This window comes from Pseudomonas sp. 7SR1, from assembly GCF_900156465.1.
Classification (GTDB): domain Bacteria; phylum Pseudomonadota; class Gammaproteobacteria; order Pseudomonadales; family Pseudomonadaceae; genus Aquipseudomonas.
Genome location: NZ_LT707064.1, coordinates 780001 through 797350, shown reverse-complemented (window position 1 = coordinate 797350; position 17350 = coordinate 780001). Strand labels below are relative to the sequence as shown.

17 protein-coding genes are annotated in these 17350 nt (G+C 61.3%); 8 read left to right on the top strand and 9 right to left on the bottom strand.

The features are described from left to right. Window positions 1-87: 87 nt before the first annotated feature. On the top strand, window positions 88-1281 hold the full coding sequence (locus tag BW992_RS03775) for a multidrug effflux MFS transporter (RefSeq protein WP_072397799.1): 1194 nt from the start codon (window positions 88-90) through the stop codon (window positions 1279-1281). A 1-nt stretch (window position 1282) separates the two neighbouring features. Here BW992_RS03775 and BW992_RS27050 read toward each other — a convergent pair whose 3' ends face one another. Further along, entirely contained in the window at window positions 1283-1453 is a 171-nt protein-coding gene (locus tag BW992_RS27050) for a hypothetical protein (protein ID WP_165887848.1), read from the bottom strand. A 192-nt stretch (window positions 1454-1645) separates the two neighbouring features. Next, the gene (locus BW992_RS03770; protein ID WP_072397798.1) at window positions 1646-2659 is read right to left on the bottom strand and encodes a zinc-binding alcohol dehydrogenase family protein; all 1014 of its coding nucleotides are present in this window, start codon (window positions 2657-2659) and stop codon (window positions 1646-1648) included. A 112-nt stretch (window positions 2660-2771) separates the two neighbouring features. On the opposite strand from BW992_RS03770, the gene BW992_RS03765 reads away from it, so the two are divergent. The 3 genes from BW992_RS03765 (at window position 2772) to BW992_RS03755 (ending at window position 6142) form a co-directional block, all read left to right on the top strand. Continuing rightward, window positions 2772-3701, top strand: coding sequence for a LysR family transcriptional regulator (locus tag BW992_RS03765; protein ID WP_072397797.1), 930 nt, complete (start codon window positions 2772-2774; stop codon window positions 3699-3701). A gap of 243 nt (window positions 3702-3944) precedes the next feature. After that, window positions 3945-4679 carry an ArsR/SmtB family transcription factor gene (locus tag BW992_RS03760; protein WP_072397796.1) on the top strand — a complete coding sequence of 245 codons (735 nt, stop codon included), beginning with the start codon at window positions 3945-3947 and terminating at the stop codon, window positions 4677-4679. An 86-nt stretch (window positions 4680-4765) separates the two neighbouring features. Next, the gene (locus tag BW992_RS03755) at window positions 4766-6142 is read left to right on the top strand and encodes an MFS transporter (protein WP_072431742.1); all 1377 of its coding nucleotides are present in this window, start codon (window positions 4766-4768) and stop codon (window positions 6140-6142) included. 76 nt (window positions 6143-6218) lie between these two features. On the opposite strand, the gene BW992_RS03750 is transcribed toward BW992_RS03755, so the two are convergent. Then, window positions 6219-7172: an adenosine deaminase gene (locus BW992_RS03750; protein WP_072431743.1), complete on the bottom strand. Its 954-nt coding sequence runs from the start codon at window positions 7170-7172 to the stop codon at window positions 6219-6221. 196 nt (window positions 7173-7368) lie between these two features. Between BW992_RS03750 and BW992_RS03745 the strand changes: the two genes are divergently transcribed. Continuing rightward, window positions 7369-8460 (top strand): calcium:proton antiporter, encoded by a 1092-nt coding sequence (locus tag BW992_RS03745; protein ID WP_072397793.1) that lies wholly within the window; start codon window positions 7369-7371, stop codon window positions 8458-8460. 43 nt (window positions 8461-8503) lie between these two features. On the opposite strand, the gene BW992_RS03740 is transcribed toward BW992_RS03745, so the two are convergent. The 3 genes from BW992_RS03740 to BW992_RS03730 form a co-directional block, all read right to left on the bottom strand. Continuing rightward, window positions 8504-9862, bottom strand: coding sequence for an 8-oxoguanine deaminase (locus BW992_RS03740; protein ID WP_072458596.1), 1359 nt, complete (start codon window positions 9860-9862; stop codon window positions 8504-8506). 238 nt (window positions 9863-10100) lie between these two features. Beyond that, complete coding sequence (locus tag BW992_RS03735) at window positions 10101-10787, bottom strand: SDR family oxidoreductase (protein WP_072397791.1); 687 nt, start codon at window positions 10785-10787, stop codon at window positions 10101-10103. Window positions 10788-10811: 24 nt separating this feature from the next. Next, window positions 10812-11162 carry a MerR family transcriptional regulator gene (locus tag BW992_RS03730; protein ID WP_072397790.1) on the bottom strand — a complete coding sequence of 117 codons (351 nt, stop codon included), beginning with the start codon at window positions 11160-11162 and terminating at the stop codon, window positions 10812-10814. An 80-nt stretch (window positions 11163-11242) separates the two neighbouring features. On the opposite strand from BW992_RS03730, the gene BW992_RS03725 reads away from it, so the two are divergent. Further along, window positions 11243-11671: a hypothetical protein gene (locus tag BW992_RS03725; protein ID WP_072397789.1), complete on the top strand. Its 429-nt coding sequence runs from the start codon at window positions 11243-11245 to the stop codon at window positions 11669-11671. Window positions 11672-11972: 301 nt separating this feature from the next. Here BW992_RS03725 and BW992_RS03720 read toward each other — a convergent pair whose 3' ends face one another. The 3 genes from BW992_RS03720 to BW992_RS03710 form a co-directional block, all read right to left on the bottom strand. Then, entirely contained in the window at window positions 11973-12575 is a 603-nt protein-coding gene (locus tag BW992_RS03720; protein ID WP_072431745.1) for an IMPACT family protein, read from the bottom strand. 8 nt (window positions 12576-12583) lie between these two features. Continuing rightward, entirely contained in the window at window positions 12584-13234 is a 651-nt protein-coding gene (locus BW992_RS03715) for a TetR/AcrR family transcriptional regulator (protein WP_072397787.1), read from the bottom strand. Window positions 13235-13367: 133 nt separating this feature from the next. Then, complete coding sequence (locus BW992_RS03710) at window positions 13368-14288, bottom strand: LysR family transcriptional regulator (RefSeq protein WP_072397786.1); 921 nt, start codon at window positions 14286-14288, stop codon at window positions 13368-13370. 122 nt (window positions 14289-14410) lie between these two features. On the opposite strand from BW992_RS03710, the gene BW992_RS03705 reads away from it, so the two are divergent. Both BW992_RS03705 and BW992_RS03700 read left to right on the top strand, forming a co-directional pair. Beyond that, on the top strand, window positions 14411-15760 hold the full coding sequence (locus BW992_RS03705; RefSeq protein WP_072431746.1) for an aspartate aminotransferase family protein: 1350 nt from the start codon (window positions 14411-14413) through the stop codon (window positions 15758-15760). 72 nt (window positions 15761-15832) lie between these two features. Continuing rightward, the gene (locus BW992_RS03700) at window positions 15833-17326 is read left to right on the top strand and encodes a CoA-acylating methylmalonate-semialdehyde dehydrogenase (protein ID WP_072397784.1); all 1494 of its coding nucleotides are present in this window, start codon (window positions 15833-15835) and stop codon (window positions 17324-17326) included. Window positions 17327-17350: the final 24 nt, after the last annotated feature.

Below are 17350 nucleotides of genomic sequence, written 5' to 3'. Positions count from 1 at the left end.
AATCGTTAGCGACCTATCGGAATGTTCAAGGGCGCCCGGCACGGATAGAATGTCGGGCTGCCGACTGACGCCTGAACGGGACGCCCGATGAACCTTCGTATCATTCTGATTCTTGGCGCCTTGAGCGCCTTCGGTCCCTTGGCGATCGATTTCTACCTGCCTGCCTTTCCGGCCATGGCTGCCGCCTTCGGCACTGACGAAAAACATATCCAGCTGACGCTCGCCGCCTATTTCCTTGGACTGTCCATCGGGCAACTGGCCTACGGGCCCGTGGCCGATCGCTTCGGTCGGCGCATTCCATTGCTGACGGGCGTCGGGTTGTTCACCCTGGCGTCCGTGGCCTGCGCCTACGCACCGAGCCTGGAATGGCTGATCGGGGCCCGTTTCGTCCAGGCCCTGGGCGGATGTGCCGGTATGGTGATCTCCCGCGCGGTGGTCAGCGACAAATGCGATGCGGTCGGCTCGGCCAAAGTGTTTTCCCAGCTGATGCTGGTGATGGGACTGGCGCCGATCCTGGCCCCGATGCTCGGCGGCCTGCTGGTGAACCTGTACGGTTGGCAATCGATTTTCATCGGCCTGACCCTGTTCAGCGCACTGGCCGCAACGGCCGTGGCCCTGTGGCTGCCCGAGAGCCTGCCGCCCCACATGCCCCGACAACCATTGTCCGGCGCCTTGCGCCAATATGGTCGGTTGTTGGGCGATTGGGTCTTCCTGGGGCATGCGTTGACAGGTGGGATCGCGATGGCCGGGATGTTTGCCTACATCGCCGGCTCGCCGTTCGTATTCATCAAGCTCTACGGCGTGCCGGCCGAGCACTTCGGTTGGCTGTTCGGGACCAACGCAGCCGGTTTTATCCTGGTGGCGCAGCTCAACGCTCGGTTGCTGTCCAAGCGTGGCCCGGCCTTCCTGCTGGTCCGCGCGGTATGGGTCTACCTGGCCGCCGGCCTGAGCCTCCTGGGTGTTTGCTCCTTGCAGCCTGCGCATTTGTGGCCGTTGCTGGTGCCTCTGTTCGTTTGCATCTCCAGCCTGGGATGCATCATTCCCAACGCGTCTGCATGTGCCATGAACGGCCAAGGTGCCCGGGCTGGCAGTGCTTCAGCCATGCTGGGGTGCCTGCAGTTCTCCGTGGCCGCTGGTTCTGCCGCGCTGGTGGCGGCGTTGCATGACGGTACGGCCGTGCCGATGGCGTTGGTCATCAGCCTTTGCGGACTGTTGGTCGTTGGCACGGCCATGCTGACCCGGCGCTTGCAGGATGCCCGGGTCGTCGGTCGTCAGGACTGATTCAGCCGGCCGCGCGCTGTTGCTGTTCAGGGAATTGGTGCGGCGCGAGAATTCGAGCCTGGAGGGTGGTGGCGAAGGCCTTGGCTTCGGCCTCGGTACGGAAGGTGACGACATGCTGGTCAAGACGCACTTGCCACTGGGATTTTGCCACTTCTTTTATCAGGATCTTCATTGCTGACCTCCTCACGTAAAAGATTGCGTTGCAAAGGCCTCGAGTGTAGACCGGAATACGATCGCAATTGTGACAACGGTCAATTGTCAGACTGACGGTGGCTATTTCCGTCCAGGGGCAGGCTTGCGATGAGAGCGGCACGCTGTCCCGTGCCTCCTCATATTCATCGCAAGCAAGCTGCCATGCCGATCGCTAGAAGCCTTCGAGTACGATCTTGCCCTTGGCCTTGCCGCTTTCCAGCAGCGCATGGGCGCGGCGCAGGTTTTCGGCGTTGATGATGCCGAAGTGTTCCCCGACGGTGGTCTTCAGGGTGCCGGCGTCGACCAGCGCGGCGACACGGTTGAGCAGGCGGTGCTGTTCAATCATGTCTGGCGTTTCGAACAGCGAGCGGGTGTACATGAATTCCCAGTGCAGCGACAGGCTTTTGCGCTTGAGTTTGGTTACGTCCAACGCCTTGGGATCGTCGATCAGCGCCAGCTTGCCCTGGGGGGCCAGGGCCTCGACCAATTGCTCCAGATGCTGGTCGGTCTGGGTCAGGCTGGCAACGTGGGTCACTTGGGACTGGCCCGCTGCTTTCAGTGCTTGGCTCAACGGTTGGCTGTGATCGATCACCAGGTCGGCCCCCAGGCCCCGTACCCACTCCTGGGTCTGTGGCCGGGAAGCGGTGCCGATGACCTTCAGCCCGGTGAGCCGGCGAGCCAGTTGCGTCAGGATCGAACCCACGCCTCCCGCGGCACCGACGATCAGCAGGCTCTGGTCGCTGTTGTCCTGGCCTTCGCGGATCTGCAGCCGTTCGAACAACAGCTCCCAGGCGGTTATGGCTGTCAATGGCAGTGCGGCCGCCTCGGCAAAACCGAGGGTCACGGGCATGTGGCCAACGATGCGCTCGTCCACCACGTGCAATTCACTGTTGCCACCCGCCCTGGCGATGGAACCGGCGTAGAACACTTTGTCACCGGCCTTGAACAAGGATACTTCGCTGCCCACGGCCTTGACCACACCGGCCACGTCCCAGCCCAGCACCTTGGCGGCGCCACCTTCAGGCGAGACATTCTGGCGGACCTTGGTGTCGACCGGGTTGACCGAAATGGCCTTGACTTCCACCAGCAGGTCCCGGGGACCTGCGACAGGTTCGGGTAACTCGATGTCCTGCAACGATTCCACGTCGGTGATCGGCAGCGAATGGTAGTAGGCAATGGCTTTCATGAAGCGGCTCCGTCAGATGATTGGATGCCGCCAATGGTTAGCTATTTATCGACGCGATAAAACCGGCTAAAAGAACAGGCTCTTTCAATATTTTTTTGATAATGGAGTCGCCATGCTTCGATTCGATGACCTGCAGCTCTTTGTCCGGGCGGCGGATCTGGGCAGCCTTTCTGCCGCGGCCAGGGTCATGGACCTGTCGGCAGCGGTGGCCAGTGCCGCATTGAAGCGGATCGAGCAGCATCTTGGGGCCCGGCTGTTGGCCCGTTCGACCCGCAGCCTGCGCCTGACCGCCGAAGGGGAGAGCTTCCTCGAATATGCCCGGGCCGCACTGAGCAGCCTCGACGAGGGACGGCGATTGTTGACCAGTGGCCAGGACCGGGTCAGTGGTGTGCTGCAGCTGTCCGCACCCTCGGATCTGGGGCGCAACCTGCTGCTGCCCTGGCTGGACGAATTCCAGGGCGAGCATCCCGGGCTGACGGTGCGGCTGTTGCTGGGGGATCGGATCGCCGACCTGTTCAAGCAACCCGTGGACATCGCGCTGCGTTATGGCGAACCGGAGGACTCTAGCCTGGTGGCCCTTGCGGTCGCGGCGGATAACCGCAGGGTGCTATGTGCTGCGCCGGACTACCTGGCCCGCCATGGCGAACCTCGTCAGCTGGAACAACTGGCCCAGCACAATTGCCTGTTGTACATGCTCGGTACCCGGGTCCATGACCGCTGGTGCTTTCATGACGGTAAGCGGGAAGTGAGTCTCACCGTCAGCGGGGACCGCTTCAGCGACGATGCCGACGTGGTGCGACGCTGGGCGGTGGCCGGGGCGGGCATCGCCTACAAGTCGTGGCTGGATGTCTCGACCGATGTGCTGGCCGGACGCTTGAAGATCCTGCTGCCGCACCTGCAATGCGAGCGTGCGCCGCTGAATCTGCTGTGTGCTCATCGGGCACAGTTGAGCAAGCCCATCAACCTGTTGCGGGAAATGCTCAAGGCCCGCTGTGGACATTTGACCGCGCAATTTCCGCGCTCGACAGAGGATGACCAATAGTCGCGGGCAAATAGAGAATTTTCCCTCATGAACAATCGCCTCCAAAGGTTTCCGGAGGACAGGAAAGCTTGGTCGCCACGCTTATACTAACGGCCGCCTGAATCGACACGGCACGGGGGAAGCATTGTCCCGTCGATGCATCGATGCCGTCGGTTCCCGCGGTCGGGCCGCCTTGGGCGGCGCCTCATGACGGGTCACCAGGCCCCAGAGCAGTAGACGAATGATTCAACAGGGAGTGAATACATGGAACATGCACCTTGCATCAGCCAGATCGCCACGCTGCTGGCCGACCCAAAGCGCAGCGCAATGATGTGGGCGCTGATGGACGGCACGGCGCGGCAGGCTGAAGAGCTGGCTTTGCTGGCCGGGTTATCGCCGTCCTCGGCCAGTGCTCATCTGGGGCGCCTGTCCGCCGGTGGCCTGTTGAAAGTCGAAGCCCGGGGACGCAAACGGTTTTTCCGCCTCGCGGCACCCGAGATCGGCGCGGCTGTCGAGGCCCTGGCCAGCGCCACGCTCGCCAGCACACCGCGACAGATCCCGGAGGTCTTCAAGCGAGGGGTGATGCCAACCAAGGCGCCGTCGGCCCCGGCCTCGTTGTTGCGGGCCAGGCTGTGTGACGATCACTTGGGAGGCACCCTGGCGGCCGACCTGTACCAGCGCCTGCTGGATGCCGGCTGGATCGAGCAGTGCGACCAGCGTGTCATCGTCACCCACAAGGGTTCCAGCCAGTTGGCCGGTCATGGCCTGTTCATCCAGGCCCTGGCCCATCGCAATGCCCGCACCGCCTGCGCCTGCCCCGATTGGAGCGAACGCCGTCCGCACCTGGGAGGCGCCCTGGGGGCTGCGTTGCTGCAATTGTTCATGCAGTCCGGCTGGTTGAGCCTGCCCAACGACTCACGCGCCTTGCAGGTGACGGTGCTCGGCCAGCAGGAAATCCATCGTTTCGCCAGGCAGGATGCCCTGGAAATGGCGCTCTAGGGCTATCGAAAGGTCGTATTCAGCAATAGCCAGCCGCGAGGTTCGCGCACACTCGGGCCGACGATCATCGGACTTGGGGACGCAATATGGACACTCACCGTTACAGTGCGGCAGAACGCTTGGAGCGGCTGCCCATCAGCGGATATCACCGGGTTATCTTCATCATCATCGCCCTGGCGTTTTTCTTCGACTCGATGGACCTGGCCATGATGACCTTCCTGCTGGGCTCGATCAAAGTCGAGTTCGGCTTGAGCACTGCCCAGGCGGGACTGCTGGCCAGCTCCAGCTTCTTCGGCATGGTGGTGGGGGCGTCGTTATCGGGGATGCTGGCTGATCGGTTCGGGCGCAAACCGGTGTTCCAGTGGAGCATCGTGTTGTGGGGCGTCGCCAGTTACCTGTGCTCCACCGCCCAGGACATCGAGACACTGACGCTGTTTCGCATCCTGCTGGGGATCGGCATGGGCATGGAATTTCCGATTGCCCAGTCCATGCTTTCTGAGCTGATCCCGGCCAGGCAGCGGGGACGCTACATTGCCTTGATGGATGGCTTCTGGCCGCTGGGCTTCGTGGCGGCGGGGGCGCTGTCGTATTTCCTGCTGCCGGTGATCGGCTGGCGCGACATCTTTCTGGTGCTGGCGGTACCGGCGGTGTTCGTCCTGGTGATTCGCTTCTTCATTCCCGAGTCGCCGCGCTGGCTGGAACAAGCCGGGCGGGATGGCGAGGCGGACGCCGTGCTGGGACGAATCGAGGACAAGGTCCGGCGCTCCCTGGGGAGCCAGGCACTGCCGGAGCCGATCCGGCTGCCGAGGCAGGTGGATGCGCCGGGCACGTTCTTTTCGGCGCTGACGCGGATCTGGTCACCGTTGTATCGCCAGCGCACGATGATGATCTGGAGTGTCTGGTTCTTCGCCCTGCTGGGATTCTACGGGCTGACATCCTGGCTGAGCGCGCTCCTGCAGCAGTCGGGGTTTGCCGTGACCCAGTCGGTGTATTACACCGTACTGATTTCCCTGGGCGGGATCCCGGGGTTCCTGATGGCGGCCTGGCTGGTGGAACGCTGGGGACGTAAGCCCGTGTGTGTCATGACCCTGTTGGGCGGTGGCGTAATGGCGTTTCTCTATGGGCAGAGCGCGGTGTTCGGCGGCAACGTTGGCCTGTTGATCGGCACCGGTCTGCTGATGCAGTTCTTCCTGTTCGGCATGTGGGCGGTGCTCTACACCTACACGCCGGAACTGTATCCCACCTCGGCGCGGGCCACGGGCTCGGGCTTTGCCTCCGCGGTCGGTCGCATCGGCTCGTTGCTCGGGCCACTGGTGACCGGTCTGGTATTTCCCATCACCGGACAGGGCGGTGTATTCGCTTTGGGCGCGCTGTGCTTCGCCGTGGCGGCCGGAGTGGTGTGGTTGTTCGGGATGGAAACCCGGGGCAGGACCCTGGAAGAATTGAGCGAAGCCACCAGGTAACGAACACGACCGTGGCGAGGGGAGCAAGAGTACTCGCCACAGGTCTTTTTCTGTGGCGAGTCGCTCATTGTGAGGCTTAAGGCTTGACCAGGCGTGCATCCAGGCTGTTTTGCGCCAGACGCCTGGCCTGGTCCTGGGTCATGCCCAGATGAGTGTGCAGCGCGTGGAAGTTTTCCGTGACGTAGCCGCCGAAGTACGCCGGATCGTCCGAGTTGACGGTCACCTTCACGCCACGCTCGAGCATGTCGAGGATATTGTGCTGCGACATGTCGTCGAACACACAGAGCTTGGTATTGGACAACGGGCAGACCGTCAGCGGAATCTGCTCGTCGATGATCCGCCGCATCAACCGCTCGTCTTCGATGGCCCGCACACCGTGGTCGATGCGCTGGATCTTCAGCAGGTCGAGGGCCTCCCAGATGTATTCGGGCGGGCCCTCCTCGCCTGCGTGGGCCACGGTCAGGAAACCTTCGTGACGCGCGCGGTCGAATACCCGCTGGAACTTGCTCGGTGGATGCCCCATCTCGGAGCTGTCCAGACCCACGGCCACGAAGGCATCGCGGAAGGGCAGCGCCTGGTCGAGGGTTTTCTCGGCCTGTTCTTCGCTCAGGTGACGCAGGAAGCTGAGGATAAGGCCACTGGTGATGCCCAGTTGCTGTTCACCGTCCTTGAGGGCGGCGGCGATACCGTTGAGCACCACTTCGAAAGGAATGCCACGGTCGGTGTGGGTCTGTGGGTCGAAGAACGGCTCTGTGTGGACCACGTTCTGCTCCTTGCAACGGAGCAGGTAGGCCCAGGTCAGGTCGTAGAAATCCTGCGAGGTGCGCAAGACGTCGGCGCCTTGGTAATACAGGTCGAGGAACTCCTGCAGGTTGTTGAAGGCATAGGCCTTGCGCAGGGTGTCGACGTCGCTCCACGGCAGGGCGATCCTGTTGCGTTCGGCCAGGGCGAACAGCAGCTCGGGCTCCAGCGAGCCCTCCAGGTGCAGGTGTAGTTCAGCCTTGGGCAGGGCGTTCAGCCAGTCGTACATGTTCTTTTCTCATCAGCGAATCGATGGCAGCCATTCTACAGAGGCTGGCCGTAATGTCTGGTAAAACCTGACCGGCCGATCCACTGTCTGGGCAAGGCTGCGCACCGCGAGCCTCGCGGGTCGATGAATCGGAGGAAACGTTCGTAGCCCCCCACAGTCTAGTAGCTCATGACTCCGCGCACAGTGCAGGCCTGGGATGTCCTCATTGATCAAGCAAGAAAAACTGTTGTTGCTGGCGCTTCTGGCGGCGCTCGTCGCCTATCCGCTGGAACACTGGCTGTTGGGCGGTGGCCGGATCGTTGCGCTGACGGGTGGGTTGGTCCTGATCGGCTTCATTATCGCGGCGTCCATGCGCGTGGCCCATCACGCCGAACTGCTGGCGGAAAAGGTCGGCGATCCATACGGCACCATGATCCTGACCCTGTCGGCGGTACTGGTAGAGGTCGTGGTCCTGGCGATCATGATGAGCAACCAGGCATCTCCCACTCTGGTGCGGGACACGATCTATAGCGCAGTGATGCTCGACATCAATGGCATCCTCGGGCTCGCCGCGCTGATGGGTGGGCTCAAGCATGGCGAGCAGGTCTATAACGACGATTCGGCACGCACCTACAGCGTGATGATTCTCACCGCCATGGGCGTTTCGATGGTGGTGCCCGAATTCATTCCCCAGGAAAACTGGAAGCACTATTCGGCATTCACCATCGGCGCGATGATCGTGCTGTACACCCTTTTTCTTCGCATGCAGGTCGGACCTCACAGCTATTTCTTCAGCTACAGCTATCCGGAAAAGCGCCGCCGGAAAGAACCGCTGGAGAACGAGCCCAAGCCCATCAGCCTGGCGTTTTCCATCGGTGCGCTGGTGTTTGGCGTCGTGCTGATCGGCGCGCTGGCCGAGGTCATGTCCAAGGCCATCGACCTGGGCCTGGAGGGCTCAGGCGCACCGCCGGTGGTCACCGCGATACTGGTGGCGGCCATTTCCGCCGCACCGGAAATCCTCACCGCCCTGCGCGCCGCTCTCGCCAATCGGATGCAGTCGGTGGTGAACATTGCCCTGGGGGCTTCGTTATCGACGGTGATCCTGACAGTGCCGGTGATGGAGGCCATGGCGCTCTACTCCGGCCAGCCTTTCCAGATGGCGATGACCCCGGTGCAGACAGTGATGATCTTCATCACCCTGATCGTCAGCGCCATCAACCTCAACGATGGCGAAACCAATGCCATCGAAGGCATGACTCACTTCGTCCTGTTCGCGACCTTCATCATGTTGTCGCTGCTGGGCCTCTAAGGCCTGCTCGCGACAGCAGTGTGCATCGCGAGCAGGCTTCAGGTCAGATACCCGCGATCAGTTCCCGCGCCGCCTGACCGTGGTCGGCAATCAGCCCCTTCAGATCGAGCCCCTCGACCTGGCCGTCGATGACGCGCCATCGTCCGCCGATCATCACCCGATCGGCCCGGTCCGCGCCGCACAGCAACAAGGCTGAAATCGGATCGTGGCTGCCGGAAAAGCGCAGCTCGTCGAGCTTGAACAGGGCCAGGTCAGCCTGTTTGCCCACCGCCAGTTCGCCGATGTCGCTGCGTCCGAGCAACTGCGCCGAGCCCCGGGTTGCCCAGCCCAGCACCCTTTCTGGCGTGATTGCCTGTGCGCCGTAGCGCAGGCGCTGGATGTACAGCGCCTGGCGGGTTTCCAGGATCATGTTCGAGGCGTCGTTGGAAGCCGAACCGTCCACACCGAGGCCAAGGGGGGCGCCGGCGGCGGTCAGCTCGACGGTGGGGCAGATACCCGAGGCCAGGCGCATGTTTGAGCTGGGGCAATGGCAGATGCCGGTGCCGGCGGCGCCAAGGCGAGCGATTTCGTCGGTGTTGAAATGAATGCCGTGGGCCAGCCAGGTGCGAGGACCGAGCCAGCCGACGCTGTCCAGGTAGTCCACGGTACGCTGGCCGAAACGCTGCAGGCAGAAGTCTTCCTCGTCGAGGGTCTCTGCCAGGTGTGTATGCAGGCGGACATCGAGGCTGTCCGCCAGGTCGGCGCTGGCTTTCATGATTTCGGGGGTGACCGAGAATGGAGAGCAGGGCGCCAGGGCGATCTGGACCTGCGCGCCGTCGCCGCGCTCATGGTAACGCTCGATCAAGCGCTGGCTGTCATCGAGAATTACCTGGCCCTGTTGCACCGTCTGCTGCGGCGGCAGGCCACCGTCGGCTTCGCCCAGGCTCATGGAACCGCGGGTCAGCATCGCGCGCATGCCCAGTTCGCGGACACTGTGCACTTGCACGTCGATTGCGTTTTCCAACCCTTCGGGGAACAGGTAATGATGGTCGGCGGCCGTGGTGCAGCCCGACAGCAGCAATTCAGCCAGTGCCACTCGGGTCGCCAGGGCAAGTTTTTCCGGCGTCAGCCGCGCCCACACCGGATACAGGGTTTTCAACCACGGGAATAATGGCTGGTTGACCACCGGCGCCCAGGCGCGGGTCAGCGTCTGGTAGAAATGGTGATGGGTATTGATCAAACCCGGCAGCACGACATGGTCGCGTGCATCGAAGACGTTGTCCCAGGGAAGGGAAGGGGATTGGCCCGCGCTCAGCAGTTCGACGATCACACCGCCTTGCAGGACGAGGCCGCCACGGGCGTCGAGGTCGTTGGCCGTGAAGATGGCGAGGGGATTTTTCAACCAGGTACGGGTCGCAGGCATGGTGGCCGGCTCCTCTGAAAGTGGGTTCAGGTTAGCCAGCTCAGTGATGCCCTGTCTGCTGATCCAGGGTCGCCGTTGGGGGCGAAGCGCGAGTTTACTCAGGTTGCCGGACACATTTCCAGTGCCGGGCCGCGTGCTCCTGGGCAGGCGGGCTTACTCGCGAATGTGCAAGGGCACCCGGCGTTGATGCCGGCTGGCCCGTTGTCTTGGCAAGTAAGCCTATTGCCAATGTCCGTCATTACCAGGGGATGGTTTCGCCCTTGTAGTTGACGAAGTGATGTCCACCCTTGCCGGCAAAGGCGTTGACCTGGTCGATCAATCCACGAGTACTGGTTTCGACGTCGATATCCGCCCCTTCACCGCCCATGTCGGTTTTCACCCAGCCCGGGTGCAATGACAGTACCGTCAATGGCCGTCCGCCCAGTTGGGTAACGAAGCTGTTGGTCATGGAATTGAGCGCGGCCTTGCTGGCCTTGTACAACGCCAGTTCCGGCGCGTCGGGCATGGTCACGCTGCCCAGGACCGAACTCATGAATGCCAGGACGCCGCTGCCTTCGCGGATCTGGCCAACGAACCGTTGGGCCAGGTTGATCGGTGCCACTGCGTTGGTAAAGAACAACTGGCCGACTTCGGCCAGCGTCGCGCCGCCGGGGTTCTGGTTGTCCGGGCCTTTGACGCCCGCGTTGACGAACAGAAGATCATAGGTTTCGCCCTTGAGCTGTTGGCTCAGGGCGATTACGGCTTGCTGGTCATCCATGTCGAGTTTTTCTATTCGAACCGGGCCCAGCGCCTTCAATGCCTGCGCGTTCTGCGGATTGCGTACGGTGGCGGTCACGTTCCAGCCATCGCTCAGCAACGTTTTCACCAGGCCAAGGCCCAGCCCCCGAGAGGCGCCAATGATCAGTGCGTTTTTTGCCGAATTCATGGGGAGCATCCTAGAAAGAAATGGTCACGGATTTAATGGACAACGTTGCCCGAGCCGTTGTTTCAGCTCGTGACGCAAAGCGTCGAGTTCGTTCATGCGGGTTTCGATCAGGTTCAGTTTGTTCTGCAGCAGTTGAGCCACGGCGCGGTCCGGGTCAGGTGCCTGCCGCAGGGCGGCGACGCTGCTGCCGATCTCGCCGAGGGTAAAGCCCAGGCGTTGAGCTGTCTTGATATAGAGCACCAGTTGCACCATGTCGGCGGGGTAGTCGCGATACCCATTGGCGCTGCGGCCCGCCGCAATCAGTCCGCGCTGCTCGTAGAAGCGCAGCGTGTCACGACTCACGGCACAGGCCTGGGCTAGTTCACCGATTCGCATGGCAATCTCCGGAAAGCTTGACCCTGGAGCTTACTCCAGGCTTTAGTCTTTTCGCTCCTTGATTATCTGGAGCAATGCCTATGTGGACTTCACTGCAATTTCGTCGCGTGGTGCTCGGTGGCGCCTGGTACGACCTGATCGTCACTGCGGCATTCGCCACGCCATGGAGTTTCGCCGCTCTGCACGGCTGGTTGCTGGGCGCGACCCAGATGCTCGGCCTGCCTGGAGAGTTGCCCCCGTTTGGGGTCATGCACCTGTTGGTGGCCAATCTCTTGGGCTCGATCGTTTGTGTATGGTCGGTACTGCGGATTCGGGATCCGCGGCCACTGTACGGGCGGTATGACGCCGTGGGGCGGTTGCTGTTTGCGACCTGGATGCTTTACGCGCTGCTGCATGGCGCCAGCGCGCTGGTGTGGGTATTTCTGTTTTTCGAGTTGATGTGGGCCGTCGTCCAGCTGTTGCCTGTACGTGGCGAGCAAGCTCGTTTTGTCCATGGGGGGAATGGTTAAAAAGTGAGCAAGCGCTTGAGAACCATGCATTTCCTGGGGTCGCGGGAGACATGAACGGGTTATCCACAGCTTGCTCCACAGTTATTGTGTGAAAGCCCGAGACTCGGGCATAAGCGTTGGCCGGCTTTCTTCCAAAAGTGATAACCCCCTGCAAGCGTTTGTTTTATGGATGGAATTTGGATTGGCCAGGCGCTTGGACGAAAAATGAGCAACCCTCGCAAAGCCGCATGACAGAAGGGTTGCAAAGGAATGTGCTCAGGTTATCCACAGCCGGCTGCACAGTGGTTGTGGGCAATTTTGATCAGGTATTATCAGCGCCGTCGGTTCGCACCAGCACAATTCGGCCGCGACTCAAGTCGGCCAGTTGTGCCTGCAAGGTCTGGATCTGGGCTTCGGCTACCGCCAGCTGCAACTCCACACCGTTGGCGGTGAATGATTCGTTGTTTATCAGTCCGCCAGATTCGGCGACACGCAGCTTCAACAGGGCCAGCTCTGCGAACGCGCAGGTACAATGCAGCGCCACGCGGCTGATCAATTCTGTCTTGTCGGCACTCTGCAGGCACTTGTTCGCGCCGCCGCCATAAGCCCGCGCCAGCCCGCCCGTGCCCAACTGGATCCCGCCGTACCAACGGATCACCAGCACCACGACCTGATCGCAAGCCTGGGCTTCGATGGCGGCCAGGATCGGCCTTCCAGCGGTTCCACCCGGTTCCCCATCATCGTTGCTGCGATATTGATCGCCCAGTTTCCACGCCCAGCAATTATGCGTTGCGTCCAGGTCGCTGTGCTGCTCGATGAAGGCCTGGGCCTCGGCGGGACTGGTGATGGGGGCGGCGAATGTAATGAAGCGGCTTTTGCGAATTTCTTCGCGGTACTCGCAAAGGCCGACAAGGGTAAAAGGCATGCTGGAACTCAGAGGATGGGGGTAAGGCCGCAGCCTTTGAGAATGATGCGGATCAGGTTGTCGCCGGCCTCGATCATGTCCTGTTTGGTCAGTTTGCTACGTCCCGTCACGCGGCATATCTGGGTGGCGAAGTCGGCGTAGTGCTGGGTGCTGCCCCATAGCAGGAAGATAAGATGTACCGGATCGACCGGATCCATCTTGCCGGCATCGATCCAGGCCTGGAACACCGCTGCACGACCCTTGAACCAGGCACGGTAGTCCTGGTTGAAGTATTCGGTCAGGCATTCGCCGCCACTGATCACTTCCATGGCGAAGATCCGCGAGGCCTGGGGGTGGCGGCGGGAAAACTCCATCTTGGCGCGGATGTAACGGGTCAAGGCTTCGGCCGGATCATCCTCAGCCGTGAGGGTGTTGAAGGTGCTGTCCCACAATTCGATGATGTTGCTCAGGACTGCGACATACAGCCCGAGTTTATTGGTGAAGTAATAGTGCAGGTTCGCTTTGGGCAGTCCGGCATTCAGGGCGATCGTGTTCATGCTTGTGCCTTTGAATCCGTGCCGGGCGAATTCATCTTCAGCGGCCTTGAGGATGGTCTCTTCGTTCTTTTGACGAATTCGGCCGGTGGGCTTGCCACCGTGGGCAGGGACTTCGAAGGTCATGGACGTTTCCGAACTGGGTCTGTGGGGCAAGCAAATGCGTTGATAGCGCACCGGCGATGATCCGACAAGTGCCGTTGTGACAAAAGCCTTTCCGTTATCGCTGGGCAAACCCTGCCCACGCATCTGCGAGGTGTCAGCGGGTAGCCGCGAGATTCTCGAGAAAACTCTCCAGCACCAGATGAGGACGTCGGCCCTTGCGCGTCACCGTCACCAGGCTCAGGTCATAAAAGCGTTCCCTGGGTTTCAGGGCGCGCAACCGGCCTTGCTGGACCCAGAGGTTGGCGTAGTGATCCGGCAGATAGCCGATGTAGCGCCCGGTGAGAATCAGGAACGCCATCCCTTCGCGGTCCGATGCGCTGGCAGTGCAGTTGAGTGCCTGGTAACGGGCCTGGATTTCAGCAGGCAGGCGGAACGTTGGCGCGATGGCGTCCTGGCTGTTCAGGCGCGCTTCGTCGAGCTGCAGGTCATCCACATAAAACAGCGGATGCCCGACGGCGCAGTAAAGCAGCGAGCGTTCGCTGTAGAGCGGCTGGTACTCCAGCCCGGAAAGGGGGCTGGCCTGGGGCACTACGCCGACATGCAGGCGCCCGTCGAGTACGCCCTGCTCGACTTCGTTAGGGGCAATCATGCGAATCTGGATCTGTACGTCGGGCCCGCGCTCCTTCAACTGAGCCAGGGCATGGGTGATGCGCATGTGAGGCAGGGTGACGAGATTGTCGGTCAGGCCGATGATCAGTTCGCCACGCAGGTGCTGGTGGAGGCCGTTGACCTCGGTACGAAAGCTTTCCAGCGCGCTCAGTAGCTGCAGCGCCGATTGATACACCTCGCGACCTTCTTCCGTCAGCGAGAAGCCGGCTCTTCCGCGCTGGCACAGGCGCAGCCCCAGCCTTTGCTCAAGATCGCTCATCTGCTGGCTGATGGCTGAGCGGCCAATACCCAGCACGGTTTCCGCCGCAGAAAATCCTCCGGATTCCACTACGCTTCGAAAGATGCGCAGCAAGCGGATATCGAAATCGCTGACCTGGGCCAACGGATCGGGGCGGCGAACGCTCATAGTTTAGTGAACCGCTGACTGAAGGTTAGAAAAGTTGAATTTCACCGACTTTATCCCCGTGGCAACGTAGTCGCAACCACACTTCCGTCTTCATGCAGTCTATTCCTTGCGAGGTTTTGTCGATGAACATGCCCGAACACGCTGGTGCTTCACTGGCCAGCCAGCTCAAGCTCGATGCCCACTGGATGCCTTACACCGCCAACCGCAATTTCCTGCGCGATCCTCGTCTGATCGTCGCGGCCGAAGGCAGCTGGCTGGTCGATGACAAGGGGCGCAAGGTGTACGACTCGCTGTCGGGGCTGTGGACTTGTGGCGCCGGGCACACTCGCAAGGAGATCCAGGAGGCGGTCGCCAAACAGCTGGGAACTCTCGATTACTCGCCAGGTTTCCAATACGGCCACCCGCTGTCGTTCCAGTTGGCGGAAAAAATCACCAGCCTGACGCCAGGCAACCTCAACCACGTGTTCTTCACTGACTCGGGTTCCGAGTGCGCCGATACCGCCGTGAAAATGGTACGTGCCTACTGGCGCCTCAAGGGTCAGGCGACCAAGACCAAGATGATTGGCCGAGCCCGTGGTTATCACGGCGTCAACATCGCGGGCACCAGCCTGGGTGGCGTGAACGGCAACCGCAAGTTGTTCGGCCAGCCCATGCAGGATGTCGACCATCTGCCCCATACCCTGTTGGCAAGCAACGCCTATTCCCGTGGCATGCCGAAGGAGGGCGGTATCGCTCTGGCCGATGAGCTGCTCAAGCTGATCGAGCTGCACGATGCTTCAAATATCGCCGCAGTATTCGTCGAACCGATGGCCGGGTCCGCCGGTGTGCTGGTGCCGCCTGAAGGTTATCTCAAGCGCCTGCGGGACATCTGCGACCAGCACAATATCCTGCTGGTATTCGACGAGGTTATCACCGGTTTCGGCCGTACCGGTTCGATGTTCGGTGCAGATAGCTTTGGAGTGACCCCCGACCTGATGTGCATTGCCAAGCAAGTCACCAACGGTGCTGTTCCCATGGGCGCGGTCATCGCCAGTTCCGAGATCTACCAGACCTTCATGAACCAACCGACCCCCGAATACGCGGTGGAATTTCCCCACGGTTATACCTATTCGGCACACCCAGTGGCGTGCGCTGCGGGCCTGGCGGCGCTGGATTTGCTGCAGAAGGAAAACCTGGTGCAGAGCGTGGCCGAGGTCGCGCCGCATTTCGAAAATGCCCTGCATGGCATCAAGGGGGCGAAGAACGTCATCGATATTCGCAATTTCGGCCTGGCGGGAGCGATCCAGATTGCACCGCGGGATGGCGATGCAATCGTACGTCCGTTCGAGGCGGGCATGGCCCTATGGAAGGCCGGGTTCTACGTCCGTTTCGGCGGCGATACCCTGCAGTTCGGGCCGACGTTCAACAGCAAGCCTCAGGACCTGGATCGTCTATTCGATGCGGTTGGTGAAGTGCTGAACAAGCTGGACTGACATTCTCTTCTTTATACATTCAATGATGGGCGCCCGGGCACGGGCGCCTGTGGATAATTTTCGGAGATCTCCATGAGCCTCATCCCGCATTTGATCAATGGCGAGTTGTTGAGTGACAGTGCTCGTACGGCCGATGTATTCAACCCATCCACCGGCCAGGCGATCCATAAAGTGCCATTGGCCGACAGTGCCACCATCCAACAGGCTATCGACGCAGCCAATGCGGCATTCCCTGCCTGGCGCAAGACGCCGGCGGCCAAGCGTGCCCAGGTGATGTTCCGTTTCAAGCAACTGCTTGAGCAGAACGAGTCGCGTATCGCGCAACTGATCAGCGAGGAGCATGGCAAGACGTTGGAAGATGCGGCTGGTGAGCTCAAGCGTGGTATCGAAAACGTCGAGTTCGCCTGCGCCGCACCGGAAATTCTGAAGGGCGAATACAGCCGCAACGTAGGCCCGAACATCGATGCCTGGTCGGACTTTCAACCGCTGGGTGTCGTGGCGGGGATCACTCCGTTCAACTTCCCGGCGATGGTCCCGCTATGGATGTACCCGCTGGCGATCGTTTGCGGCAACTGTTTCATCCTCAAACCCTCCGAGCGCGATCCGAGCTCGACCTTGCTGATTGCGCAACTGCTTCTGGAAGCCGGGCTGCCCAAGGGCGTATTGAGCGTGGTGCATGGCGACAAGGTTGCGGTGGATGCGCTGATCGAAGCGCCGGAAGTGAAGGCGCTGAGTTTTGTCGGTTCGACGCCGATTGCCGAATACATCTATGCCGAGGGCACTCGGCGTGGCAAGCGCGTCCAAGCGCTGGGCGGAGCGAAGAACCACGCGGTGCTGATGCCGGATGCGGACCTGGACAATGCGGTCAGTGCCTTGATGGGGGCTGCCTATGGTTCCTGCGGCGAACGTTGCATGGCTATTTCGGTGGCTGTCTGTGTCGGGGACCAGGTGGCGGATGCGCTCGTGAGCAAGCTGGTTCCGCAGATCCAAGCGCTGAAGATTGGCGCCGGCACCTCGTGCGGTCTGGACATGGGGCCGTTGGTGACTGGACAGCATCGCGACAAGGTCAGCGGTTATATCGAGGACGGTGTGGCATCGGGTGCGACGCTGGTGGTCGATGGTCGTGGCTTGAGTGTGGCCGGGCACGAAGAAGGTTTCTTCCTCGGAGGTTGCCTGTTCGATCGCGTGACGCCCGAGATGCGCATCTATAAGGAAGAGATCTTCGGGCCGGTGCTGTGCATTGTCCGGGTCAATAGCCTGGAAGAGGCCATGCAACTGATCAATGATCACGAATATGGCAACGGCACTTGCATCTTCACCCGTGATGGTGAGGCGGCGCGGCTGTTCTGCGATGAGATCGAGGTCGGCATGGTGGGCGTCAACGTACCGTTGCCTGTGCCTGTGGCCTACCATAGCTTCGGCGGTTGGAAGCGTTCGCTGTTTGGCGATCTGCACGCCTACGGCCCGGATGGCGTGCGTTTCTATACTCGACGCAAGGCCATTACTCAGCGCTGGCCGCAGCGCGCCAGTCATGAGGCTTCGCAGTTCGCGTTTCCCAGCTTGTAATTGAAAACACAGAGGCCGGCGCCG